Source organism: Streptomyces sp. NPDC044106 (genome assembly GCF_056433985.1).
Genome location: NZ_JBWKFZ010000004.1, coordinates 347,081 through 372,678 on the forward strand (window position 1 = coordinate 347,081; position 25,598 = coordinate 372,678).

A 25,598-nucleotide genomic window follows, 5' to 3' on the forward strand; every position below is an offset into this window, starting at 1 on the left:
TCACGGCCGGGTCTCATCGGGGCCGTCGTCGGTTTCGGGCCGACTGGCGGCGGTCGGCCCGTGCCTGGGCCGCGGCTCGGGTGGGAGGCGGCGCGGCCGGGGTGTCGAGGAACGCGGCAAGGCTCGCGACGGTGGAGTGGCGGAAGAGGTCGACCATCGAGAAGGGCCGTTCGAGGGCCGCTTCCAGGAGGTTGTGTACGCGGGCGAGGTGCAGGGAGTGTCCGCCGAGGTCGAAGAAGTTGTCGTGCGGGCCCACCCGGTCGAGGTGGAGGACGTCGCACCAGGTGCGGGCGACGAGTTCCTGGGTGGGTCCGGCCGGCGCGGCGGCTGTGCCGGACGAGGAGTCGCCGCAGGCGTCGGCCGGCGCGCAGGTGGTGGCGAGGCCGTACCGGTCGGGAAGCGTCACCGCCCCCGGCTCCGGGGGCACGGAGGTGTGTGCGCTCAGGCGGTGCACCGGGCGCGTGGGAGCGTCGAGACGGCTGCGGATGAACGGCTTGGAGGCGTCGAGTCCGACCAGCACGTGGGGGCGGTCGTGGCGCAGGCCGTGGAGGAAGGCCCGCAGACCCTCGCCCTTGCCGATGGGATGGTACCCGCGGGCCCGGCTGGGTTCGGTGAGGTGGTGGCCGCGGCTCATGCCGGTCTCCTCCCACAGGCTCCAGGCGAGGCTGCGGAAGCGCGGGCTCCCCGTTTGGTGCGCTCTGGCGTCCAGGTGGGCGTTGGCGGCCGCGTACGCGCTCGCCAGGGCCGCGCCGAGCGTGCCGTTGACGGAGGAGAAGCCGATGAGGACCGTTTCCGGGCTGTCGGCGAGGCAGTCGAGGAGGACCTGGGTGCCGGTGGTCTTGGGCGCGAGGATTCCGGCGAGGTCGTCGACGCTCTGGGTGAGGAAAGGCTGTTGGCGGAAGGTCCCCGCGAGGTGGAGCACCGCGCAGGGCTCCTGTGACCAGCGGGCGCGGGCGAGGTCCAGGGCGGCGCGCGTCTGCTCCGGGTCGCAGACGTCGGCCGTGGCGTACAGGACGTCGTCGCTGCGGGATCGCAGCGAACGCAGGGTCTCCAGGCGGGACCGGGCGGCGGGGTCGTCCGGTGCCGCGGAGTCCGGCGGCAGCTCGGTGCGGCCGAGGATGAGCAGCCGGGCGTCGTAGGCGTCGAGCAGGTGGGCGCAGATCTCGGCGCCGAGGCCGCCGAGACCACCGGTGACGACGTACAGGCCGCCGCGGCGCAGCGGTGAGCCGGTCTTCGCGGGGGTGCTCGGCAGTTGGGCGAGGCGCGGGGTGAGGCGGCGGCCCTCTCGTACGGCGGCTTCCGGTTCGCCGGGGCGGGCGTCCAGTTCGGCGAGCAGATGCGTCAGGTCGGTTGCGGGTGTGCCGTCGCCGGGCAGGTCGAGGTGGGAGGCGTTGAGCCAGGAGAGCTCCTGGCCGAGGCTGACGAGCAGCGCGAGGCGGGCGGCCCGGTCGCAGTCGGGGCGGTCGCCGGGCAGGGCGTGCTGGGTGTGGCGTCCGGCGACCCGCAGGGTGACGTCGGCGGCGTCGGCGGCGCGGTGGGCGGCGAGGGCCTGCACGAGGTGGATCAGGCAGGCGGTGGCGGCGGGCACGGTCCTGTCGGGGTCGGCGGGGGCCGGCGGCGCGTAGGTGGTGAGGTCGACGATCTCGCCGGGGGTGAGTCCGTCGGCGGCGAGGGCGCGGAACAGCCAGTCGTGGTCGTCGCGGTGGTCGGGGCGGATGCGGTAGTGGCCGGGGGCGATCCGGGCGTGGTCCGCGCCGAGGTCGACGCGGGCGGCGGTGCGTCCGTCCGCGGCGAGCCGGGTCAAGAGGGCGTCGGCGAGGCCGAGTCGGTCGGTCAGGACCAGGGCCGTGGCGTGGGAGCGGGGTGCCCGCTGCGGGCGGGCGGGGCGCCAGCGCCGCTCGTAGAACCAGTTGGGCAGGGTCCGCTCGTTGCCCAGGGCGAGGTCGGTGGCGCGGATCAGGTCGGCGAAGTCGCCCGCGTGGAAGCGGTCCCGCAGCTTGGAGCGCTGGATCTTGCCGATCTCGGTCTTGGGGATCTCCTCGCGGTCCACGGGCAGGACGTGGCGCGGGTTGAGGCCGCTGCGCCGCACGAGGTGGGCGCGGATCTCCCGGATGGCGTCCGCGGGATCGGCGGGGCCGCCCCGCAGGTGGACGAAGAGGACGAGGTCGTCGGTGGTGGCTCCGGGGTCGCGGACCGCGCACGCGGCGGTGAAGGAGTTCTCGACGCCGTCGAGTTCCTCCACCACGGACTCGATCTCGTGGCAGTAGTGGTTCACGCCGTTGATGATGAGTACGTCCTTGGCGCGCCCGGTGATGGTGAGGGCGCCGTCGCGGAGAACCCCCAGGTCGCCGGTGTCGAACCAGCCGTCGTCGGTGAACGCGGCCCGGTTGGCCTCCGGGTTGTCGTGGTAGCCGGAGGTGACCGTGGGGCCCTTGACCAGCAGGCGGCCCGGTGTGCCCTCGGGCAGCGTCGTGTCGTGCTCGTCGACGATGCGCAGGGTGGTGCCCGGCAGCGGGCGGCCGACCTCGGTGAAGGAGGCGTCGTCGCTGGTGGTGGCGAGAGTGAAGGCGTCGGAGTACGTGACGGCCGACGAGGTCTCGGACATGCCCCAGGAGGGGCGCATGGCGGTGGCGGGCAGGCCGAACGGCGCCAGGGCGGCCAGGAACCGCCGGGCGACGCGCGGCATGATCGCTTCCCCGGCGTTCTGGATGAAGCGCAGGCACGACAGGTCCCAGTCCGCCCCGGCCGCTTCCGCGACGCGGTCGTTGACCAGGCCGAACGCGAAGTTGGGCGCCCATGTCAGCGTCGCCCGACAGGCGTTGACCGTCTCCAGCCAGCGCAGCGGCTCCTGGAGGATCCACGCGGTGGGTGCGTGCACCTGGCGGCAGCCGAGGTAGACGTCCCGGACGTGGAACATCACGACGCCCCCGACGTGGTCCAGGGGCATCCAGTTGAAGGACACGTCCCCGGGGCCGAAGCCGTTGGCGGCGCTGGTGGCGGCGGACCGGGCGAGTACGTTGCGGTGGCGCAGCGCGACCGCCTTGGGGGCGCCGGTGCTGCCCGAGGTCAGCAGGAGCAGCGCCACGTCGTCGGGGTCGGCGGGGTGCGGTGTGCCGGGGGCCGCGGCGCGCAGCTCGTCCAGGATGCCGAGGCGCGGCGCCGTGGTCCAGGCGCGGCGGGCGGCGGTCTCGGCCAGGGCGGTGGCGGTCGCGCCATCGGTGAGGACGAGTGGCGCCCCCAGCAGTTCGAGGGCCCCGGCCAGCCGGTCGGCGGCGGGTCCGTCCTGGCCCGGCGTGATGGGCGCCAGGGGGACGGGCACGATGCCGCCGAGCACACAGGCCCAGAACGCGACGAGGAAGTCACGGTGGTCGGGGCACTGCAGGAGGGCGCGGTCGCCCGCGGTCAGGCCCGCCGCCCGCAGCCCACCGAGCACGCGCCCGGCTTCGGCGGCGAGCGTGGCGTAGTCCAGTTCGCGCGCCTCCCCCTGGTGGTCGAGGAGCAGGATGCCGCCCCCACCGCGGGCGGCGGCGCGGTGCAGCGCCTCGGGGAGGGTCGCCACGTCCGGCACCGCGTCGCCAAGTCCGGTGGACAGGGCGGGGCGGGCGGTCGCGTCGGTGGTGGCGCGGGAACCGGCCGAGTCCACGAGGGGGCCCGAACTGCCCTCCGCCTTAACGTCGTTGGCGTGCGGGCCGGGAATGTCGGTGTGTACGCGGCCCTCGGAGGTCGCGGTGGTGTCCTCGGTCAGGGTGACCTTCGCGGAGGGCAGGGCCCGCTCCCACTGCCGTATCAACTCCTCGTCGAGGACCGGAAGAGCCCGCAGCGCGGCTTCGTCGAGGTGGCCGTCGCGGGTGCGGGGCAGGGAGGTGACCGCGACGTAGGCGCTCGGCACCAGGGGGGCGGGCAGGAGCGAGCGGGCGTGGTCGCGCAGCCGGGCGGGGTGGAAGCCTCCGGTGGGCACCACGTAGGCGACCAGTTCCTCGACGCCGTCGGTGGTGGTGCGGGCCAGGACCGCGCAGGCGCCGAGCGACTCCTCGCGCAGCAGGGCGTTCTCGATGTCGGCGGGGTCGGCGCCGAGGCCGTCGCGGCGTACGCGGCCTGCGGTGTCGTCGAGTGCGATGCGGCCGTCGGGCAGGCGACGGCAACGCCAGGAGAAGGGCCGCTCGTGGGTGGCGACGTGCAGCAGGCCGGGGATGCCGGGCGCGAGGGGCCGGAAGCGGGAGTCGACGACGGCGGCGGGGCGGTTGCCCGGCTCACCGGTGCTCAGCTCGTGGCCGGCCAGGCCCGGTGCGCAGTGCAGGGCCGCGACGTAGCCGCCTGCTTCGGGGAGCGGCCACAGGCGGTGCAGCGCGGCGCCGGTGGCGGCGTGGAACCGGTCGGCGAGGCGGGCCGTCAGCAGGCCGCCCGAGGTATGGACCAGGCGCAGCCGGGCGACGGCCCCGGTGGCCAGTGCGGTGGGCGGCAGGAACGCGACGGTCGCCGGGGTGTCGTCGGCCGACGGCGCCGGGTGGACGGCCGCGCCGTGCAGCAGGGGCCACAGGATGGCGTGGACGGCGCAGAGCAGCGCGTCCGGCCGGTGGTGCAGGACGATGTCGTCGGCGGTGAGCGGGGTGCGGCGCTGGAGCCAGTCCACGGTGTCGCACAGCTGGGCGTGGGTGACCGGTACGGGCCCGTGGTCGCCGTGGACGACTACGGCGGGGTCGGTGGGACGCACGGGCGGACCGGCCGGGTCGTCGGCGCCGTCGGGCCGGGTGACCGGCAGGCCGGTGAGGTCCAGGACGGGCGGGGTGTGCCCCCAGGAGGGCGGCCCCGCGGTGAGCAGGACACTCGCCCCGCTGTCGGCGATGAAGGCGCGGGCGGCCGGTTCGGGCGTCGCGGGGTCGAGCGGTACGCAGACCACGCCGAGCCGCAGCAGGGCGAGCGCCGTCGTCACGGAGAGAGGTCCCGGCGGCAGGCACAGGGCGGCACGGTCGCCGTGGCGCAGCCCCTGGGCGTGCAGCCAGTGGGCGGCGGCCCGTACGCGCTCGGCGAGATCCGTGTACGTGTGCCGGCCCGTGCCTGTCGTGAGGGCCGTCGCCCGCGGGGTGCGCAGCGTCTGTGCGGCGAGGCGTGCCGGGACGGTGTCGGGTGCGAGGGCGGGCGGGGCCGGGAGGGCCTCGGCGTCGTGCAGGGGCAGGTCCGACACGGGGCGTTCGGGGGTGCGTACGGCCTCGGCGAGGAGGCGGTGCAGATGGTCCGCCAGGCCGCGCACCGTGGCCTCGGCGAAGAGGTCGGTGCTGTACACGATGGTGCCGCGCAGCTGCCCGCCGTCCTGCCAGAGGTGGAACTCCAGGTCGAAGCGGGTGGACGCGCGGGGCAGCGCCTCCGCCCGCAACTGGGCGCCGGGAAGGGCGCGTTCGGTGTCCGGGCCGCTCTGGAGCGCGAAGAGGGTCTGGAACAGCGGGGTGCGGCTCGCGTCGCGATCCGGCTGGAGCTCCTCCACCAGCCTGTCGAGCGGTACGTCCTGGTGGGCGAAGGCATCGGTACACATCTGCCGTACGCGGCCGAGCAGTTGGGCGAACGTCGGTTCGCCGGACAGGTCGCCGCGGAGCACGAGGGTGTTGACGAACAGGCCGAGCAGCGCTTCGGTCTCGACCTGGTCGCGGCCTGCCACCGGAGAGCCCATCAGCACGTCGTCCTGCCCGGTGTACCGGTGCAGCAGTGCGCTGACGCCCGCGAACAGGGTCATGAACAGGGTGGCGCGGTGGGCGCGGCCGAGTGCGGTGAGGGCCTCGGTGAGCTCGGCGGGCAGGGCGATGTCGACGCGGGCGCCGCGGAAGGTCTGCTCCGCGGGGCGCGGCCGGTCCACGGGCAGCTCCAGGGTCGGCAGGTCGCCCCTCAACTGCGCGCGCCAATACCCAAGTTGGCGTTCCAGTTCGTCTCCGGCGAGCCGGTCGCGCTGCCAGTCGGCGAAGTCCGCGTACTGGATCTCCAGCGCCGGGAGGCCGGTGGGCTCGCCGGTGAGGTGCTCGCGGTAGAAGGCGGTCAGCTCCTTCGTGAGGAGGTTGAGCGACCAGCCGTCGGTGATGATGTGGTGCTGGCAGAGGATCAGCAGGTGCCGGTCGGGTCCCGTGGTGATGAGCGCGGCGCGCAGCAGCGGTCCGCGGGTCAGGTCGAAGGGCCGGTCCACCCAGTCCAGGGCCCACTGCCGCTCCTGCTCGGGCGCCAGTTCCACGGTGTCGAGAGCCGCCGTACCGGAGGGGGCCACGACCTGGTGCGGTTCGCCGTTCTGCGTGGTGAAGGTGGTGCGCAGGATCTCGTGGCGCGCCACGACCTGCTCAAGGGCGAGGCGCAGCGCGGCCACGTCGACCCGGCCCGACCAGCGCAGCGCGAGCGGGATGTTGTAGTACGGGTTGTCCCGCTGCAGGTGGTGGAAGAACCACATGCGCTGCTGGGCGTAGGAGGCGGGGAAGCGCAGCGGCCCGGCGTCGGCGGGGGCGTTGGACTCGGGGTGCTCGGCCAGGGTCACGGCTGCTGCGTCCTCTCGGTCTTGTCGTGCTGCTCGGACGTGTCGCCCCGGACGTTTGCGGCCGTTGCGGCCTGCGGCGTGCCGCGGCGGGCGCTGCGGCGGATACGGCCGACGGCGGCCGGTGCGGCCTGTTCGAGGAGGGGGACGAGGTCGGCGACGGTGGGGGCGTCGAAGATGCGGCGCAGTGACAGTTCGGCGCCGCACCGGTCGCGGAGGCGCGCCATCAGCTGCATGGCCAGAAGGGATTCGCCGCCCAGATCGAAGAAGTTGTCGTGGACGCCGATGCCGTCGATACCGAGCACCTCCTCCCAGACCGTGACGACCTCCTTCTCGCGCGGGGTCGCCGGGGCGGTGTAGGCCACGGACAGGTCGGGGCGCCGGTTGAAGGAGCGGCCGACGGCGGCGGACGAGGGGCCGGCGGCGGCGCGGGGCGCCGCGCCGCGCCGGGCGACGACCAGGGTGTGATCGCTCTCGTCGTCGGCGGCGGAACGGGGGAAGGTGGTGACGTCGGCGAGGCCCTCGGCGCGCAGCAGGTCCCGCCAGACCTCTGGCCCGACCAGCGGGGACCCTTCGCGCAGGTCGTCGTCGAAGTACCACCAGCCCTCGTACAGGCCGGTCGTCATCAGTGACCAGCGCTGCTGCCGGGACGCTTCGAGAAGCATCGCCGCTCCGTCGGGGACGAGGAGTCCGGCGGCGTGGCGCACGGCCTGGCGCAGGTCGGGGGTGGCGTGCAGCACGTTGAAAGCGAGGACGAGGTCGAAGGAGGCGGCCGGATAGCCCTGGGGCGCCGGGTCGCGGGTGATGTCGAGAACCCCGAACTGAAGGGCCGTCAGCCCCTGTTCTCGCGCGTGGCGTTGGCCGTCCAGGACGAAGGAGCGGCCCAGGTCGGTGAAGTGGTACTCGACGCCGGGCAGCGAACGCAGCTCTTCGGCCACGCCCCAGGTGAGGTAGCCGCGGCCGGCACCGATCTCCAGGACGCGCACGGGGCGCCCGCCCGCCTCGGCGGCGAGCCTGGCGACCGTCCGGGCGATGAGCCCGCGGTAGAGCGGGATGTCGCTGAAGGCGAGGCGGCGGTCGATCAGGGCCCGCTGGCGCTCGTCGCTGCCTTCGGGGAGCAGCACTTCGGTGCCCGCCAGGGCTCCGGAGAGCACCTGCGGGTAGTGGCGTACGCAGTGGTCGAGGTAGTCGAGATCGTCGGCCTGGTCGGGGTGGTCCCGGACGATGCCCGCGGTGAGCACGGCCGGGTCACCGACGTCGGCGGCGGCCGGGGTGAAGCGCAGTCGGTCGGCGTCGGCGGTGAGAATGCCGTCGTCGGCCAGCAGGCCCAACAGGGCGTCCACGAAGGGGCGGTAGGCCGGGACGGTGCGGAACGCCTCGTGGACGGTGGCGCGTTCGACGACGGCGCCCGGGGCTGTGGGGACGCCTGCCCGGCGCAGCAGCGCGCAGACATGGGCCGTGGCCAGGGCGTCGAGGTTCCGGGTCAGTTCGACGGGGAGCCTGCGGGCTGCGTGCTCGGTGCGCAGGTGCCGCTCGGCGGTGGTCATCCAGTCCAGGTGTGCGGAGAGTTCGACCGGGAACCGTTCCGCCTGCGCGGGAGCCGGGGGTCCGGCCGGTGCGGCGGGCGCGGTGGGCGCGGTGCGCGCCTGGACATCGATCCAGTGCCGCGTGCGGGCGAAGGGGTAGCCGGGCAGTGGGACACGGCGGGGGGCGGGGCCGGTGGTCAGGGCGTTCCAGTCGATGTCCGCGCCATGGCTCCAGGCGTCTCCCACGGCCTGGAGCAGCGTGCGCCGGTCCGGCTCCTGGGCCTGGGGGTGGCGCATCAACGGCAGCACCGGCGTGCCGGGAGCGGCCAGGCCCCGGGTCAGTGTGGAGAGGGCGCGTCCGGGGCCGACTTCGAGGACGAGCGGGTCGCCCTCGGCCAGCAGGGTGCGCAGGCCGTCGGAGAACCGCACCGGTTCGCGGGTGTGGCGCACCCAGGCGGCGGGGTCCGCGGTCTGTTCGGCGGTGGCCCAGGTGCCGGTGAGGTTGGAGACGTACGGGATGCGGGGGGCGCCGAGCCGGACGGTGCTCAGCGCCTGCGCGTAGGTGTCGAGGACCGGGTCGAGCAGGGCGGAGTGGGCCGCCGCGCCGAAGCGGATGCGCCGGTGGTCGACGCCCTGTTCCGTCAGCCGCCGTTCGGCGCGGGCGAGCGCGGCTTCCGGTCCCGCGAGGACGCAGGCGCGGGGGCCGTTGACGGCGGCGAGCGAGAGGTCCGCGTCAAGGCGGGCCGCCCCTCTCTCGTCGAGGGCCACGCCCAGCATGCCGCCGCCTCCGGCAGCGCGTGCGAACAGTTCCTCGCGCCGTACGACCAGCGGCAGGGCCTCCTCCAGGCGCAGCACGTCGGCCACGCAGGCCGCGGTGTACTCGCCGAGGCTGTGGCCGAGCAGCGCCGCGGGGCGCAGGCCCCAGGACATGACGAGCCGGGCGAGCGCGTACTCGGTGGACAGGAGGGCCGGGAAGACCCCGCCGGCCACGGGCTCGTCCTCGTACAGCATCGTGCGCAGGTCGGTGGGCAGGTGCGGGCGCAGGATGTCGGCGCACCGGTCGATCTGCTCGCGGAAGACGGGTTCGCGGTCGTACAGGTCGCGGCCCATGCCGGGGTGCTGCGATCCCGCGCCGGGGAAGAGGAAGACAACCGGGCGGCCGGGGACCGCCTGGTGGGCCGGGCCGCCGGGGGCGAGCGCGCGGGCCGCCTCAGCGGTGTCGCGGGCGACGACGGCGCGCCGGTGGGGGTGGGCGCGGCGGCCCGCGCGGAGCGTGTGGGCCACGTCGGCCAGGGCGAGGCCCGGCTCGTCCTTGAGGCGTCGGCCGAGCCGGTGGCCGAGGTCGTCGAGCGCTTCGGGTGTGCGGGCGGAGAGGACGAGGATGTGTTCGGCGGGAGTTTCGGCGATCGGCGCGGGGGCGGAGGCGGGCGGGGGCGTGGGGGCGGGTGCGGGTGCGGGTGCCTCCTCCAGGATGACGTGCGCGTTGGTGCCGCCGATCCCCAGGGAGCTGACCCCGGCGCGGCGCGGGTGGGGCTGTTCCGCCCAGGGACGGGTCGTGGTGGGTACGTAGAAGGGGGTCGTGTCGAGCGCCAGGTGGGGGTTGGGCGTGCGGAAGTTCAGGGACGCCGGCACGGTGCGGTGCTCCAGGGCGAGGACGGCCTTGATCAGCCCCGCGATGCCCGCCGCGGCGTCCAGGTGCCCGATGTTGCTCTTGACCGAACCGAGCGCGCAGTAGCCGGTACGGTCCGTGTCGAGGGCGAACGCCCTTGCCAGCGCCGCGACTTCGATGGGGTCGCCGACCGGTGTGCCCGTGCCGTGCGCCTCGATGAGGCCGATGGTGTCGGCGTCCACTCCCGCCAGGGTCCGGGCGGTGACGATCACTTCGGCCTGGCCGACGACGCTGGGGGCGGCGAAACCCACCTTGCGGTCGCCGTCGTTGTTGACCGCGGTGCCCTTGATGACGGCGTGGATGTGGTCGCCGTCGGCGAGGGCGTCGGCGAGCCGCTTGAGCAGCACGGCGCCCACGCCCTCGCCCCCGGTCATGCCGGTGGCGTCGGCGTCGAAGGGGCGGCATCGGCCGTCCCGGGAGAACGGGCCGTCCTGCACGTAGCGGTACCCCTGGCGCAGGGCCGGGTTGAGGGACACGCCGCCGGCGAGCGCCACGTCGCAGCGCTCGTCGAGCAGGTCCTGGCAGGCGAGGTGCACCGCGACGAGCGAGGTCGAGCAGGCGGTCTGCACGGACAGGCTGGGGCCGTTCAGGCCGAGTTCGTAGCTGACCCGGGTGGCCAGGGTGCTGTTGACGTTGCCGAGCTGGGCGTGGTGCAGGGCCAGGCCGTCCCCGGCCCGCAGCCGGGGGTAGACGTGGTCGAGGAAGTACCGGCTCTGCTGGGCTCCCGCGTACACGCCCACCAGGCCTTCGGTGGTGCCCGGGCCGTAGCCGGCGTGTTCCAGAGTGTGGTGGGCGCATTCGAGGAAGAGCCGCTGCTGCGGGTCGAGGAGTTCCGCCTCGGCGGGCGGGTAGCCGAAGTACGCGGCGTCGAACTCCTCGATGCCGTCGACGACGGAGGCCATCCTGACCAGGTAGGGATCGTCGAGCAGCTCGGGGTCGCCGCCCGCCGCGAGGTAGTCGGCGTCGTCGATCGGCGCGACCGACTCACGTCCCGCCGTCAGGTTCTCCCAGAAGGCGGTCAGGTCGCGCGCGCCCGGGAAGCGTCCGGCCATGCCGATGACGGCGATGTCGGTGCCGTTCTCGATGTCGGTGCCGTTCTCCCTGCCGGTGCCGTTCTCGATGTCGTTGTCCGGGTGTGCCCCCCGGGGCGCCTCGGCGCCGGATGCCAGTGCGTTGTCCACGGTCCTCATCACGTCCTCTCACCGGGGACCTCGGGGGTCCCGGCCGTGCCCGCCGCTCCTCCGGTCCCGCGCTGCCTGCGGCGCCGGGCGCGGGCCCGTACGCGTTCCAGCTCCGGGTCACCGCCCTTGCCCGGGTCCCGGGAGAGGTGGGCCGCGAGCGCGGCCACGGTGGGGTGGTCGTAGAGCTCCACCAGGGGGATGTCGCGGCCCAGGCGGCGCTTGTACAGGTTCTGCGCGCGGACGAGCAGCAGCGAATGGCCGCCCACGTCGAAGAAGTTGTGCCGGGTGCCGAGGTCGGTCCGGCCGAGCAGTTCGGTCCACACGGCGGCGACCGCGCGTTCGAGGTCGTTCTCAGGGTCCACGACGGCGACGGCGGCGGCAGGGGCCGGCTCCAGGGCGAGCAGCGCGGCGCGGTCCGTCTTTCCTGCGGCGGTCAGCGGCAACGCGGGCAGTAGGCGCAGTTCACCGGGGACCGCGTAGTGCGGAAGGCGGGCCGCGAGCCACGCACGCAACTCGGCCTCCGCCACCGGCTGTTCGGCCACACACCACGCCGCGAGCCGGTCTCCGCCCGGTTCCCCGGAACGCACCAGGGCGACGGCCTGGCGTACGGCCGGGTGGGCGGCGAGGGCCGCCTCCACCTCGCCCAGTTCGATGCGGAAGCCCCTCACCTTGACCTGGTGGTCGGCGCGGCCGATGAACTCGACGCGCCCGTCCTCGCGGTAGCGGGCCAGGTCACCGGTCCGGTAGAGGCGCCCGCCGGGCTCGACGCCGAACGGGTCGGGCACGAACGACTCGGCGGTGCGCGCCGGGTCGTTCAGGTAGCCGCGGGCCAGCGGCATGCCGCCGATGTGGATCTCTCCCACGACGCCCACGGGCACGGGCCTCATGGACGGGTCGAGCACGTACAGGCGGGCGTTGGGGTTGGGCCTGCCGAGGGTGACGACCGCGCCGTCCTCCTCCTCGTCGAAGACCTGGCAGCTGATCCCGATGGTCGTCTCGGCGGGGCCGTAGCCGTGGTACATGGTGGCGTCGAGGCGTTCGCGGAAGCGCCGGTAGAGCGCGGGGGTGAGCGCCTCGCCGCCGCACCACAGGTGCCGGATCGAGCGGGCCGCACGGCTGATGTCGTCGCGTTCGAGGAGGACCTCCAGCATCGAGGCGACGATGTAGAGGAACGTGACGCGTTCCCGCTCGATCAGCTCGGCCAGATATCCGACGTCACCGTGCGCGCCGGGGTCCGCGAGGACGAGGCGGGCACCGTTGACCAGGGGCAGGAAGATCTCGTTCACGGAGATGTCGAAGCCCATGGGCGCCTTGTGCAGGACACGGTCGTCGCTGGTCATGCCGAGGAGCGCGGACTGCCACACCAGGCGGCTCGAAATGGCCTGGTGACGGATCATCACCCCCTTGGGGGTGCCCGTGGAGCCGGAGGTGTGGATGACGTAGGCCACGTTCTCCATCGCAGGGTCGCAGCCGGGGATGTCCGGTCCTTCGACCGGGGCCGGGGGCTGCGCCAGGTCCAGCACGGGCACGTCGAGCGGTGGTGGCGCCGCGGTGTGCCGGCTGTCCGTGAGGACCAGCAGCGGGCGGCTCCGCTCCACCACGGAGCGCAGGCGCAGGGCGGGCCAGTCCGGTTCGAGCGGCATGAAGGCTCCGCCCGCCTTCAGTACGGCGAGCAGCGCGACCACCAGGGCCGGCGTACGGGCCAGGTGCACGCCCACGATGCGTTCGGGCCCCACCCCTTCGGCCCTGAGCCGGGCGGCCAGCTCATCGGCCCGCTGGTCCAGTTCTCGGTACGTGAGGGTGGTGCTGTCCGCCGCGACGGCGACCAGGTCGGGGGTGCGGGCCGCCTGCTCGGCCACCAGCCGGTGCAGCGGCCGTTCCTCGGGAGGCTCCTCGCGGGAGCGGCTCCACTCGGTCAGGGCCCTGCGCTCCTCGGCTTCCGTGAGCAGCCGCAGGTCGTCCAGCGGAGCGTCCGGGCGGGCGACCGCGTCCCGCAGGAACGTCAGGAGGTGGCCCAGCATCCGGTCCAGCGCGGTCGCCGAGAAGAGGTCGCCCCGGCCGGTGAGTCCAAAGGCGAGCCCGTCGGCGGCCTCGCGCACTTCGAGGACGAGCGGGAAGCGCGAGGTGCCGTTGTGGTGCGGGTGCTCAGCGAAGGTCAGGGAGGGGGTCTCCACCCGGCGGGGCCGCGCGGCGACGAAGGAGAACACGGCGTCGAACAGCGGCGCCTGGCCGACCGCGCCTGCGGGCCGCAGGGCCTCGACGACCCGGTCGAAGGGGACGTCCTGGTGGGCGAAGGCGTCGGCGCAGGTGTCGCGGGTACGGGCGAGGAGCGCGCGGAAGGAGGCGGCGCCCGAGAGGTCGGTGCGCAGTACGACGGTGTTGCCGAAGTTGCCGACCACGTCCTCGAACTCGGTCCGGCCCCGGTTGACGACGGGCGAGCCGACCGCGATGTCGCTCTCGCCGCTCCAGCGGTGCAGGACGGCCTGGTACCCGGCGAGCAGCGCGGTGTGCAGCGTCGCCCCGCTCCGGCGGGCCAGTTCCCGCAGGGCGCGGCTGTCGTCGGAGCCGAGAAGCGCGTCGCGCCGGACGCCGTCCGTGTCGGTGCCGCCGGTGCGGGGATGGTCGGCGGGGAGGGCGAGGGGGGCGGCCGGTTGACCCAAGCGCCCCTTCCAGTATGCCAGTTGGCGTTCCCAGACGCCGTCGTCGAGCTGCGCCCTCTCCCACCGGGCGAAGTCGGCGTACTGCACGCGGGGGCGGGCGGGTACGGAACCTCCTGCGCCGCTCGCCACGGCGTATCGGGCGGCGAGCTCGTCGAGGACGCGGCCCCAGGAGGTGTCGTCGAAGGCGATGTGGTGGACCGTCAGGGTGAGCACGTGGTCGGCCGGCGTGAAGCGGAACACGCGCAGGCGCATCGGCGTCTCGTCATCGAGCCGGAAGGCCCTGCGCCCCTCCTGCTCGATGGCGCGTTCCGCCGCGGGCACGCGCTCGTCGTCGGGCAGGTCGCCCAGCTCGGTCACCTCCAGCGGGACCGTGTCCGGCGCGGGCAGCACCTCGCGGACCGGCGCTCCGTCGTCGCCGGACGGGTAGCGGGTGCGCAGGATGTCGTGCGCCGCCACCAGGCCGGTGACGGCGGCGGCCAGCGCGTCCAGGTCGAGTCGGCCGGTGAGCCGGATGCCCCCGCACAGGTTGTAGGCGATGTCGTCCGGCCGCAGCTGCCTCAGGAACCACATGCGTTCCTCGGCGGCGGTCAGCGGGGCGGGCGCCGCATCGGCGGTGCCGTTCCCCGGCTCCTGGACCGCGACGGTGGCGCGGGCCGGATCCGGCCGCCGCACTCCCGCCTCGGCCAGCAGCAGCCGGGTGAGTTCGCGCCTTTGCTCATCGGGGGATATCTCGGTCCGGTCCTCGGTACTCGTCACTGCGCGGGTCCCCTGTTTTCTCTCTTCGGGACAGCGGGCCGGGCGCCCTGAGAGGGATTCCCGCAATTCCCGCATTCAAAGTCGTCCGACGGAGCCGGTAACCGACATCATCGGCCCCGGCCGAACGTAACAGCGGGGTACGCGGGCGTCGTCCAACTCCGGTAGCCATCGGTGTCTCCAACCGTGGTTCCGCCTCGTGCCCCGCGCTATCCCGGCCCTTGTCCAATGCCCGGCCCATATGTACGATCGCGGCTCCTCAAGCGGCCGCGAATTTCCCGGGAAGAGCCGGGCGAAAGACGATGCCCCTTTGCGGCGCCACGGGCAACGGACATGCGGGAGAAGGAGCATGACGGCCGAAATGGCAGGTTCCGAGCGATGGGTGCGCCGCCACGGGGCGAAGCCGGGTGCGCCGCGCCTGGTGTGCTTTCCGCACGCCGGCGGCGGCGCCAGTTCCTACCAGGGGTGGGCCCGGGAACTCGCACCCGAGGTGGAAATTCTTGCGGTGCGCTGCCCCGGACGCGAGGACCGGTTCGACGAGCCGCCCGCGCCGAGCATCGAGGCACTCGCGGACGAGATCGCCGCCGCGCTGCCGGTGACGCGGGAACGGCCGCTGGTGCTGTTCGGGCACAGCATGGGCGCCGCCGTCGCCTTCGAGGTGGCGCGGCGGATCGAGCGGGACTGCCCTGGCGGGCTGCTGCGGCTGTGCGTGTCGGGGCGGCCCGCACCGCACGCGGCCCTCGCCTCCGCGGTGCACCTCTTGTCGGACGACGCCCTGGTCGAGGACTTGCGCGCGCTGGAGGGCACGTCGAGCGACATCCTCGACAGCGCCGACTTCCGGTCCCTGTTCCTGCCCGCCATCCGGGACGACTACCGCCTCATCGAGACGTACCGGCCGGACCCGCGGGCGCGGATCTCCGCCCCGGTCTCGGCGTACTGCGGCACGGACGACCCGCATGTCAGCCCTGCGGAGATGCTCCGCTGGAGCGAGATCACCGATGGGGAATTCACCTCACATGTCTTCCCCGGCGGCCACTTCTACCTGCACGAACGGCTTGCTGAAGTGGCCGCGGAGGTGGCCCGGACGCTGGCCGCTGCGCACGGCTGCCAAGTCCCGACGGCATAGCCAGGGGCCGCGGGGCGCCGGGCCGGCCGGCGCCCCGCTCCCTCAAGCGGTGGAACGGGGTTCCGTGACGGCTCCCGCGACGCCCATCTCGTAGGCGAGGATCACCGCGTCGACCCGGTTGCGCAGGGCCAGTTTGCGGCAGATGCGGTTGAAGTGGGACTTGACCGTCGCCTCGGAGAGGACGAGGACGTCCGCGATCTGCTGATTGGTGAGTCCCTGGGCGACGAGCTGGAAGATCTGCATCTCGCGCGGGGTGAGCAGGGCGAGTTCACCGGACGGGCGCAGCGCCTGTGGCCGGTGGGTGCGGCGCAGCGCCTTGAGCACCTGGCCCACGATGCCGGGACTCATGGCGGCGCCGCCCCGGGCGACGTCCAGTACGCCGGAGACGATCTCCGAGGACTCCCGCTTGAAGAGGAAGCCGCGCACCCCCGCGCGGGCGGCACCGAGCACGCATCCGTCGGCCAGGCCGCCTTCGGAGGCAAGCAGGACCACGCCGGTACTGCCGTCGTGACGGTCTCCGACGAGCCGGCGGACGACGTCGAGGACATCGGGTCCTGGGAGGTCCGCGTCCATCAGCACCATGTCCGGCCGGTGGGTGTTCGCCAGTTCGAGCAAGGAGGCGCCGTTGGCCGCCTCGCCCTGGACCCGGAACGCCGGATCGCTTTCGAAGAGTGCGCGCAGTCCGCGGCGCACCAATGGCTGTTCGTCGCCGAGCAACAGTTTTATCCGGCTGTTACGCGCCCCTGGTCTGGGCCGCGCCGACAGCATTTCCTCCCGACCGTCCACGGCTCGTATCGCACTTACGCACCGCATTGCCAGCTCCCCCATCAGACGAGTCATCACATCCGCCGGTGCGCCTGCAACGCACAGAACAGCGTGGGCCGTTATGAGCCATAGCCTATGTGAACGTTACATAAATTTGACGGAATCTAGTCTTCCGCTTTTAGGTTGGCGCGATTCCCCCTCCCTTCGGGGCGGCGGGACGCAGCGCTGGAGCCGCCGCTTCCGCCCCAGCGCCGCACTTGCGCACCTTTTGCAATATGAAAACTGTTATCACTGCGCTTTACGGCTACTCTTATTCAGCCACGGGGTCTCACCCTCTTATGGTCACCATATGCCGGACCAATCCATGCATATGGCAAGGAAATTGCCCGAGCGGCCCTTACCCCGCTACTCCACCCGAACGGGCCCATAGCCTGTTTCACACGTGACAACAGTCACTGTGCCGTGGCCGGATCACGCCCACTGGATCGAGCGCAACGCCTCCTTGTCGAACGCGGCGCCATGCTCGCCGGGCTCGCCGGGCAGCGACTCCAGGAGCACGAACCGGCCCGGCATCACGGACTCGGCTCCCCGCTCCCGTACATGGGCACGCAGTTTGACCGGGCTCAGGTTCTCCACCCGCCCGTACCACGGCCGGTTGACGGGCCTGCGCGGCGGGGCAGGCTCCTCGGGGAAGCGGACCTCCGGTGCCGGGGCCGCCGCGTCCTCGACCCGGACCAGGCTCACGTCGAAGGCCCCGTCGGGCAGGGAACGGGCCCAGCTGAGGCGGACCGCGTAGGGCAGGTCGTCGCCGAGCGCCCAGATCTCCTCGGGGTCGACCCCGTCGGTGGCCGCGGCGCGGGCCTTGGCGAGCACCTCGCCCGCCACGGCGGGGCGGTCGGGCCGCGCAAGGAGCTCGGCGGCCACATGGTCGGCCAGGACGCGCGCGTTGGGCACGCCGAGCAGCCCGAGCGCCGCAGGGCGCTCGTCCCGAAGATGGCGGCGCAGTTCGGCCGCGCCCCAGCGGTCCCGCTCCCAGGGCCGCCACTCGGGCACGGCGGTGACGCCCGCGGGCAACCGGTCGAGGCGGATCACCACGTCGTAGCGGAAGCGGTTCATCTCGGTGCGACGCGTCCCCCGCCGCAGCAGCACGGCCACATGGACGACGCGCGGCAGCCGGTCGGCGAGCGAGGTGAAGTAGCTCGGATCGATGATGAGTTCGGTGCCCGTGCAGCAGCGGCGCTCGACGAGTGCCTGCACCTTCTCGCTCGGGGCCCGCTCCGGGGCGCGGGCCAGTTCGAGGCCCGCGCCGAACGCCCGGTTCAGCGCCGCGGACCGTACGTCCCCGATGAAGAGGAAGCCGCCCTCGTCCACCGCGTCGACGGCCTGGCGCATGACGCGGTCCAGATACTCCTCGTCCGGGAAGTACTGCGACACCGAGTTCACGACGAAGCCGTCGACGGAGCGGGGGGCCACCGCCGACATGTCGTCCGCGGGCGCCTGGAAGATGTCCACGCCGCCCGGCAGCCGGCCTCCGAACGCACCGCGGATGCGGTCCACCGCGCCCGCCGAGATGTCGCTGGCCAGATAGCGTTCGGTGCCGGGCGCCAGGCGGTGCAGCAACAGGCCCGTGCCGCAGCCGACTTCGAGGATGCGCCGGGCGCCCAGGCTCTTGATCCGGGTCACCGTGCCGTCCAGCCAGGCCCGCATGTCGTCCTCGCTCAGCTCGCCGCCGGTGTAGCTGCTCAGCCAGCCCCGGATGTCGAACGTGGGGTCGTCGGAGGCGGGCTGGGCGTACACGTGGTCGTACACGCCCTGCCATTCGGCCACGTACTGCCGGCCGAGCGTGGCCCCGTCGTCCATGACGGCGTCGTTGCGGCGGGGGACCACATAGGCCGTGCGCACCGGTATGCCGTCAGGACTGGTCCCGGTCAGCACGGCGCACTGCTCGACACCGGGGTGTGCCTCAAGGACACGCTCCAGTTCCGCGGCGGCCGCCGTGCCTTCGGAAGTCCGCGCATCGAGAGCGGGCATGTGATTCTCCTTCTCTGGGGGCAAAGTTCGGATTCGGGTGGCCGGCCACGGGAATGCGGAAAGGCGGTTCGGATTCGCCCGTATCACCACCGCAAGGTGGCCCACATGCTATCGATCTGCGATGCCGACCGGAAGACGGTTTGCTGCCGGGCAACGCAGTACATCCCACGGTTTACATCACACCCGTTTCTTGCACTCTCGGTTGCAGGGCGGAATGCCTACTCGAGTTGGAAGACCCGCGCCGGTGAACGCTGGTAGCGTCCTCGCCGATCGGTGCCCGGCCGCCAGGGCAGCGCGAATGAAGAGCTACCGTCGGGGTGATATTCACATGGCAGAGAACGTCATCGGCGAAATACCCGAGTGGGGGCCTGAATGCGTTCGGGAATTGCAGGAGACGCTCCTGTCGAATAATTCGCCCTTTCCCTGCACTTTCGCGGTGTCGGGGACCAAGCGGGACAGTCTGCGCTTCGGCTTCGTGGAGTCCCTCGACGACCGGAGCACCTGGGACTCGCTCGGCGCCACGCTCACCGAGTACCTGGCCGGATATCAGGAGCTCGGCCGTGAGACGTCGTTGATCGTCTTCTTCCGGCCGGACGGCCGCACCCGAACGATGGACGAGTACCGGGGGACGTTCTGGTCGGTGCTCCAGCATCTGCACGACACGGACGAGAGCCCGTGGCCCGCACAGGTGCCGCGGGACACGGACGACCCGTGGTGGGAGTTCAGCTTCGGCGGCACTCCGATCTTCGTGGTCTGCAACACCCCCGCGCACGTGCTGCGCCGCAGCCGGCACAGCCCCGTCTTCTTCATCACCTTCCAGCCGCGCTGGGTGTTCGAGGAGCTGGGCGCCGACACGCCGCCCGGGGCCGCGGCACGGCGCATCATCCGCAAGCGGCTCAGCCGCTACGACGCCGTCGAGGCCTCCCCGGAACTGGGCTCGTACGGCGACCCGGACAACCGGGAGTGGCGGCAGTACTTCCTGGCCGACACACCGGAGGGACCGGCGACCGGCGAGGACCGCTGCCCCTTCCGGTCCCAGGACGTCGAACGCGTACCCGCGGGTCAGGCCACAGGGCTCGACAGCACCATGCGCTTGCAGCCGAGGACGGTCGGCGACGTGTAGGGCACCGGTGGCTCGGCGAAGCGCAGTTCACCGCAGCGTTCGAGGAGCATGCCGAGCGCGATCCGGGCCTCCATCCGCCCCAGCGGTGCGCCGATGCAGAAGTGGATGCCGTGGCCGAAGGACAGGTGCGGGTTGGGGCTGCGGGTGATGTCGAAGGTCTCGGGGTCGGTGAACTGCCGCTCGTCGTGGTTGGCCGAGAGCACCCAGGACGCCACCATCACGTCGGCGGGGATCTCCACACCGCCGAGTGTGGTGTCGCGCGTGGTCAGCCGGTACGCAAGCGGGGCGGGCGGGCTGTGGCGCAGCACCTCCTCCAGGGCGCCGGGGACTGCCGCGGGGTTCGCGCGCAGTGCGGCGAGGGCCGCCGGGTTGTCGTCGAGGCAGAGCAGGCTGTTGCCCAGGAGCAGGGTGGTGCTGATGTGTCCGGCGAGCAGCAGCATGAGGGTGGTGGTGAAGACCTCGGTGTCGCTGAGCCGTTCGCCGTCCACCTCGGCGGCCACCAGCCGGCTGAGCACGTCGTCGGACGGCTCGCGGCGCCGGTGCGCGGCGTGATCGAGGAGGTAGTCCTGCATCTCCAGGAGCAACGCGTCCATGTTCCCCGGCAGTTGCAGCCGCTCCGCGTCGACCGCGCCCGCGTCGTGGTTGGCGGTGACCAGGGCGTCGGCCCAGCCGCGGAACATCGCGTGATCGGCCGCCGGCACGCCGAGCAGCTCCGCGATGACCGTCACGGGCAGCGGGTTGAAGAACGCGGTCACCATGTCGACCTCGTCCCGGCCCGCCATGGCGTCGAGGAGTCCCGCGGTGATCTCGGTGATCTTTCCTTCGAGTTGCTGGACGGCGCGGGGTGTCAGGGCCTGAGCGACCAGCTTGCGCAGCTTGCTGTGGCGCGGCGGGTCGGTGACGCTCAGGTGCCCCTCCAGCAGGTTCGGGACCGGACGGCCCTCGGGCGTGGTCTTGGCCGCTCCCTTGGCCGGAACCAGTCTGGCGAAGTCGGAGGAGAAGGTCTCCGGGTCCTTCAGCATGTGCTGGGTCTCGGCGAAGCCGAATACCTGGCACGAGCGAGTGGCCTCGTCCCAGAGCACCCGGTTCTCCCGACGGTTTCGGGCCAGCCACTCACGCAATAGCCGCCCGCCGTCCTCACTTGAGGGCGGTGGGCTGGTCACGGTCTCGGTCATCGGTCCACTCCCCATTCGCGGCCGTGTCGGGTTCACAGGTCGGTCCGCCCGGCCACCATAACCACGAGGTGGGCGGCTTGCCCAGGAACCTCAACTGCGGGTCGTAGAGGGGATTTCCACCCCTGGTTGGACGACTCCGTTCGCGTCCCGTTGTTAGCTTCTTATCCGCTCCAGGCCGCGTGCGAACAGTGCGCCTCCAGCGGCGCCAAAGAAAGGGAAAGAAACTCATGTCCCCTGTTTCGCGTATCAAGAGCGCGCCGGACGATCCCAATGGAATTGTCCGGCGATACGCAGCGAATACGCCTTTCCGCAGTGCGACGGCAGATGAGCTGGTCAACGAGGACAATCCCTTCCGGCGGCCGGTCCGCCCGCACGACCTGGGGTTCCTGGACTACGGCACGCCGCTGACCGCCGACCGGGCGCTGCGCCTGAGCGCGCTCCTCGGCCACCGGATGCTGCGCACCGTCCACGACGCCGATCTGCTGTTCGTGCCGGCCGCCGGCGAGGGCCACCCGAGCGCCGCCGACGCCGAGGCGTTCCGCTCGCTGGACAACCGCGTCCTGGCGCTGCGGGCGGGTCAGGTCCTGGAGAACCACCTGTTCCACTGGCTGGACGAGGAGCGCACGCCGCTGGAAGGCGGACCCGACGCTGTCACCCGCCACGTGCAGGGCGTCCTCGAGGAGCGGCGGGCCCGCCCCGGCCGCGCGCTCGAGGTGGCGCGGTCCTGCCGCCACCGCACGGACGCGGCGACGTTCGCCCTGGTGCAGCTGACGGCCGCGCGCCCCGCGGTGCAGAGCGCCGTGAGCCGCGGCCTGCTCGGCGACCACGACCCCGCCCACCCCGCGCTGCGTGGCCTTCTCCTTGACGACCTCCGCGACCGCGCGGACCGCGCGCCGCACTACCGGGCGCTGCTGGCAGGTGCGGAGCTTTCCGCCGAACCGTACGCCTACTGGCAGTTCCTCCTCGGCTCCTCGCTCGCGGGCGCCAACCACCTGCACTCGGTGGCCCGCGACCACGCGCGCCTCGGTGAGTTCCTGGGCGCCTGGGTCCACCACCGCCTGGACGAGGCCGTCACGGCGGCCGCGTACGGCGAGGTGTTCCAGGAGGCGTTCGGGGACGAGGGCGCCGCGTACTTCACCGACGCGCCGCAGCTGACCGGCGAGGGCCTCGCGGCACTGACCGGGGCGCTCCTCGACCCGCTCGTCGACCGGTTCGGGGCCGGCGCAGCGCACTCCTTCCACCGCGGTTTCGAGGACGCGCGACGGCTCGCCTCGGTGTCCGACGAGGACCTCGCCGTGCAGCTGGACTGGGCGGACCGGCTCGACGAGTACAAGGTCAAGGCGGAGAAGCTCTCCGCGCTGATCGCGGAGAACGGCATCGAGGTCGACCTGGAGACGTTCGTGGAGTCCCACGAGGAGACCTCCACCACCCATGTGCACGACGACCACCGCCTCGTCGTGGTGGAGATCGGGCAGATGCACTTCTGGAACAACGTCGGCCAGATGATCCCCATGGAGGAGGGCGACAAGCTGCTCATCCCCGCCGAGCGGCTGCACGGCTCGATGGTGCGGTCGGGGACCTGCACCTACCACCAGCCCGTGATCTCCGAGGAGTTGCTCGGCCAGGTCTGAGCCGGGCCGTTCCCGCTCCACCCCGCAACACCGCTCCCAGGGCTGCCGCCCGGTACTTCGCGAAGGACTTCCGGTGACACTTCCGGCAACAGACGAGCAGGACGGCAGCGCGTACCGCGTCGTCGTCAATGACGAGGGGCAGTACGCGCTGTGGCCGGCCGGCCGGGCCGACCCGCCCGGCTGGCGGCACGAGGGCACCACGGGGTCCCGCGTGCGGTGCCTGCACCGCATCGAGGAGGTCTGGGCGGACATGCGCCCGGCGTCGCTGCGGCGCCTGATGGACGGGCAGGCGGGGGGGCGGTGAACGAGGCGACGTACGACCACGGGCTCCCGGAGCGGGGAGAGCAGGGGCCGCGGGGAGACGACGACCGGATCGCGGTCGTGGGCTTCTCCGGCCGCTATCCGGGGGCGGCCTCGCCCGAGGAGTTCTGGCGGCTGCTCCACGACGGCGCGGAGGCGCACACCGAGTTCACCGAGGAGCAGCTGCGCGCGTCCGGGGTGCCGGACGCGCTCCTGGACGACCCCCGCCTGGTGCGCCGCCGTCCGGTCCTTGACGGGGTGGAGTTCTTCGACGCCGCGTTCTTCGGCTGCACCCCGCGCGAGGCCGAGCTGATGGATCCGCAGCAGCGGCTGTTCCTGGAGTGCTCCTTCGAGGCGCTCCAGTCGGCCGGGTACGATCCGGCGGCCTTCGCCGGGTCCGTCGGGGTGTTCGGCGGCGGCGGGCCGACCTCGTACTGGCAGCGCCATCTGTCGGCGGACCCTGCCTACCTGCATGAAGTCGGCGATTTCCAGGCGCTGTTGGGCAACGAGAAGGACTTCCTCGCCCCGCGGGTCTCCTACCGCCTCGACCTGCGCGGGCCGAGCATGAGCGTGCTCACGGGCTGTTCGTCGTCCCTGGTGGCGGTGCACCTGGCGGTGCAGAGCCTGCTCGGCGGCGAGAGCGACCTGGCCCTGGCGGGCGGTGTGACCGTGTACTTCCCGCAGCGTGCGGGCTACGTGCACAACGAGGGAGGGGTCAATTCGCCCGACGGCCGCTGCCGGGCCTTCGCCGCCGACGCGAACGGCACCGTGCCGGGGGACGGAGCGGGCGTGGTGGCCCTCAAGCGCCTCGCGGACGCGCTGGCCGACGGCGACCAGGTGCTCGGCGTGCTCCTCGGCACGGCCGTGAACAACGACGGCGCGCACAAGGTGGGCTTCACCGCGCCGAGCGTCAGCGGCCAGGCCGAGGTCATCGCGGAGGCGCTGGCGGTCGCCGGTGCCGAGGCCGAGTCGATCTCGTACGTCGAGACACACGGCACCGGGACCCCGCTGGGCGACCGGGTCGAGGTCGCCGCGCTGACCGAGGCGTTCGGCACGGAGAAGCTCGGCTACTGCACGCTCGGCTCCCTCAAGCCGAACATCGGCCACACGGACACGGCGGCCGGCGTACTCGGTCTCATCAAGGTGCTGCTCGCGCTGCGCCACGAGGAGATCCCCCCGGTCGCCAACTGCGCGGTGCCGCACCCCGACATCGACTTCCCCAGCACCCCGTTCCGCGTGAGCTCCCTGCCCACGCCGTGGCCCCGGGGCACCGAGACGCGCCGCGCGGGTATCAGCTCCTTCAGCGTGGGCGGCACCAACGCCCACATCGTCGTGGAGGAACCGCCGCTCCCGCTCCCCTCCCCCGCCGGCGAAGGCCCCCAGCTCCTGGTGCTCTCGGCCCTCGGTGACGCCGCGCTGCAGCGCTCAGGGGCCGCGCTCGCGGACGCCCTGCGCGCCGACACGGCCCCGGATCTGGCCGATGCCGCACACACCCTGCGGGTCGGTCGGCGGGCCTTCACCCACCGCATGGCGCTGGTGTGCCGGGACCGCGCGGAGGCGGTGGCCGCCCTGGACGGCACGGGCATCACACCCGTCACCGTGGGCCGCAGCGACCCGACCGGGCCCGCCCCCGACGTGGCGTTCCTCTTCCCCGGTCAGGGCAGCCAGCGCCTCCACATGGGGCGCGGGCTCTACGAGACGCAGCCGGCGTACCGCGCCGTGGTCGACGAGTGCGCCGAGCTGCTCGCCCCCGAGCTCGGCGAGGACCTGCGCGCGGCGCTGTTCCCCGACCCCGGCGACGCCGACGCCGTCGACCGGGCGACACGGCGCCTCACCGAGACACGGCTCGCCCAGCCCGCCCTCTTCACCACGCAGTACGCCCTGGCCCGGCTGCTCGGCACCTGGGGCGTGTCCCCAACGGCCCTGCTCGGGCACAGCATCGGCGAGTTCACCGCCGCGTGCCTGTCGGGGGTCGTCGCGCTGCCGGACGCGTTGCGCGTGGTCGCCCTGCGGGGCCGGCTGCTCCAGGAGTGCCCGCCCGGCGCGATGGCCTCCGTGCCGCTGGCCGCCGACCGGGTGCGTGAACTGGCCGACTCCGTGGGCGATGTGTCGGTGGCGGCGGTCAACGGCCCGGAGCAGACGGTGGTCTCGGGGCCCGTCGCGGCCGTCGACGAGCTGACCCGGCGGCTCACGGCCGAAGGGCACCGCGTCACCGGGCTGCGGACCTCGCACGCCTTCCACTCGGCGCTGACGGCGTCCGCCGTGGAACCGTTCACCGCCGCACTGGCCGGGGTGCCGCTCCACGCGCCGGAGGTGCCGTACGTGTCGAACGTGACCGGCACGTGGATCACGGCGGAGCAGGCCACCGACCCGGCCTACTGGGGACGGCAGTTGCGTGAGCCCGTGCTCTTCGCGGACGGCCTGCGGACCCTGCGCGAGGCACCCGGGCGCACGCTCCTCGAGGTCGGCGCGGGCAACACGCTGCGGGCCCTCGCCGGGCGCGGCACCGGCCCAGGCGGTGCTCCGGTCGTCGCCACGCTGGGCACCGACCAGGACGCGGCCGACGCGGGGCCGCTGCTGGACGCCGTCGCCCAACTGTGGGTGCGCGGTGTGCCGGTGGACCTCGGTGCGCTCGGCGGGGAGGGGCCGCGGCGCCGCGTCGCGCTGCCGACCTACCCCTTCGAGCGGCAGCGCTACTTCGTCGACGTCCCCACCGGCCCGTCGGCCGCGCCTGCCCTGTCACCCTCCCCCTCCGCCCGCACGACCTCCCCCGCCCCCGCCGAGGCACCGCACGAGCCGCGCCTCACCCGGTACGAGCGGCCCGAGCTGCCCACCGCGTACACCGCGCCCCGTACGGCGCTCGAGGAGACGGTGGCGGAGGTCTGGCAGGACGTCATGGGCGTCGCACCGGTCGGGGCGCACGACAACTTCTTCGACCTGGGCGGCCATTCGCTGCTCGCGGCCCAAGTAGTCACCCGGCTCCAGGACCTGCTGCCGGTGACCCTCACCGTCACCGACCTGCTCTCGCAGGCGCAGACCGTCGCCCAGACGGCCGAGGCCGTGGAGCGGCGGCTGCACGAGAAGCTGCTCGCCATGTCGGACGACGACGCCGCGCGGCTGCTCGGCGACTGACCCGCGCACCGTCCAGCGGCACCC

General features: G+C 73.1%; 11 protein-coding genes. 5 read left to right on the forward strand and 6 right to left on the reverse strand.

Annotated features, from left to right (window positions below; translation table 11 throughout):
• Positions 1-13: 13 nt before the first annotated feature.
• Genes AC07DI_RS09215 through AC07DI_RS09225 form a run of 3 tightly spaced genes read right to left on the reverse strand, consistent with a single transcriptional unit; the run spans position 14 to position 14,294 of the window.
• Positions 14-6,505 (reverse strand): SDR family NAD(P)-dependent oxidoreductase, encoded by a 6,492-nt coding sequence (locus AC07DI_RS09215; protein ID WP_478903262.1) that lies wholly within the window; start codon positions 6,503-6,505, stop codon positions 14-16.
• Positions 6,502-10,878: a type I polyketide synthase gene (locus tag AC07DI_RS09220; protein WP_478903264.1), complete on the reverse strand. Its 4,377-nt coding sequence runs from the start codon at positions 10,876-10,878 to the stop codon at positions 6,502-6,504. Before AC07DI_RS09220 ends, AC07DI_RS09215 begins: the two co-directional genes overlap by 4 nt.
• Positions 10,879-10,886: 8 nt before the next feature.
• Complete coding sequence (locus tag AC07DI_RS09225) at positions 10,887-14,294, reverse strand: non-ribosomal peptide synthetase (protein WP_478903266.1); 3,408 nt, start codon at positions 14,292-14,294, stop codon at positions 10,887-10,889.
• A gap of 346 nt (positions 14,295-14,640) precedes the next feature.
• On the opposite strand from AC07DI_RS09225, the gene AC07DI_RS09230 reads away from it, so the two are divergent.
• A complete protein-coding gene (locus AC07DI_RS09230; protein ID WP_478903268.1) occupies positions 14,641-15,417 on the forward strand; it encodes a thioesterase II family protein in 777 nt (258 codons plus the stop codon).
• Positions 15,418-15,459: 42 nt separating this feature from the next.
• Here AC07DI_RS09230 and AC07DI_RS09235 read toward each other — a convergent pair whose 3' ends face one another.
• Both AC07DI_RS09235 and AC07DI_RS09240 read right to left on the reverse strand, forming a co-directional pair.
• Complete coding sequence (locus AC07DI_RS09235) at positions 15,460-16,134, reverse strand: LuxR C-terminal-related transcriptional regulator (protein WP_384247063.1); 675 nt, start codon at positions 16,132-16,134, stop codon at positions 15,460-15,462.
• A 519-nt stretch (positions 16,135-16,653) separates the two neighbouring features.
• Positions 16,654-18,213: a class I SAM-dependent methyltransferase gene (locus AC07DI_RS09240; protein WP_478903271.1), complete on the reverse strand. Its 1,560-nt coding sequence runs from the start codon at positions 18,211-18,213 to the stop codon at positions 16,654-16,656.
• Between the two features lie 328 nt (positions 18,214-18,541).
• Between AC07DI_RS09240 and AC07DI_RS09245 the strand changes: the two genes are divergently transcribed.
• A complete protein-coding gene (locus AC07DI_RS09245) occupies positions 18,542-19,336 on the forward strand; it encodes a YqcI/YcgG family protein (RefSeq protein ID WP_478903273.1) in 795 nt (264 codons plus the stop codon).
• Here AC07DI_RS09245 and AC07DI_RS09250 read toward each other — a convergent pair.
• On the reverse strand, positions 19,276-20,511 hold the full coding sequence (locus AC07DI_RS09250) for a cytochrome P450 (protein ID WP_478903275.1): 1,236 nt from the start codon (positions 20,509-20,511) through the stop codon (positions 19,276-19,278). The two genes, AC07DI_RS09245 and AC07DI_RS09250, sit on opposite strands and share 61 nt — an antisense overlap.
• Before the next feature lie 227 nt (positions 20,512-20,738).
• On the opposite strand from AC07DI_RS09250, the gene AC07DI_RS09255 reads away from it, so the two are divergent.
• The 3 genes from AC07DI_RS09255 to AC07DI_RS09265 all read left to right on the forward strand — a co-directional run bounded on the left by AC07DI_RS09255 (position 20,739) and on the right by AC07DI_RS09265 (position 25,574).
• Positions 20,739-22,142 (forward strand): cupin domain-containing protein, encoded by a 1,404-nt coding sequence (locus AC07DI_RS09255; protein ID WP_478903277.1) that lies wholly within the window; start codon positions 20,739-20,741, stop codon positions 22,140-22,142.
• 73 nt (positions 22,143-22,215) lie between these two features.
• The gene (locus AC07DI_RS09260; RefSeq protein WP_478903279.1) at positions 22,216-22,446 is read left to right on the forward strand and encodes an MbtH family protein; all 231 of its coding nucleotides are present in this window, start codon (positions 22,216-22,218) and stop codon (positions 22,444-22,446) included.
• Complete coding sequence (locus AC07DI_RS09265) at positions 22,443-25,574, forward strand: type I polyketide synthase (protein ID WP_478903281.1); 3,132 nt, start codon at positions 22,443-22,445, stop codon at positions 25,572-25,574. The genes AC07DI_RS09260 and AC07DI_RS09265 overlap by 4 nt, the downstream gene beginning before the upstream one ends.
• The last annotated feature ends 24 nt before the right edge of the window (positions 25,575-25,598 follow it).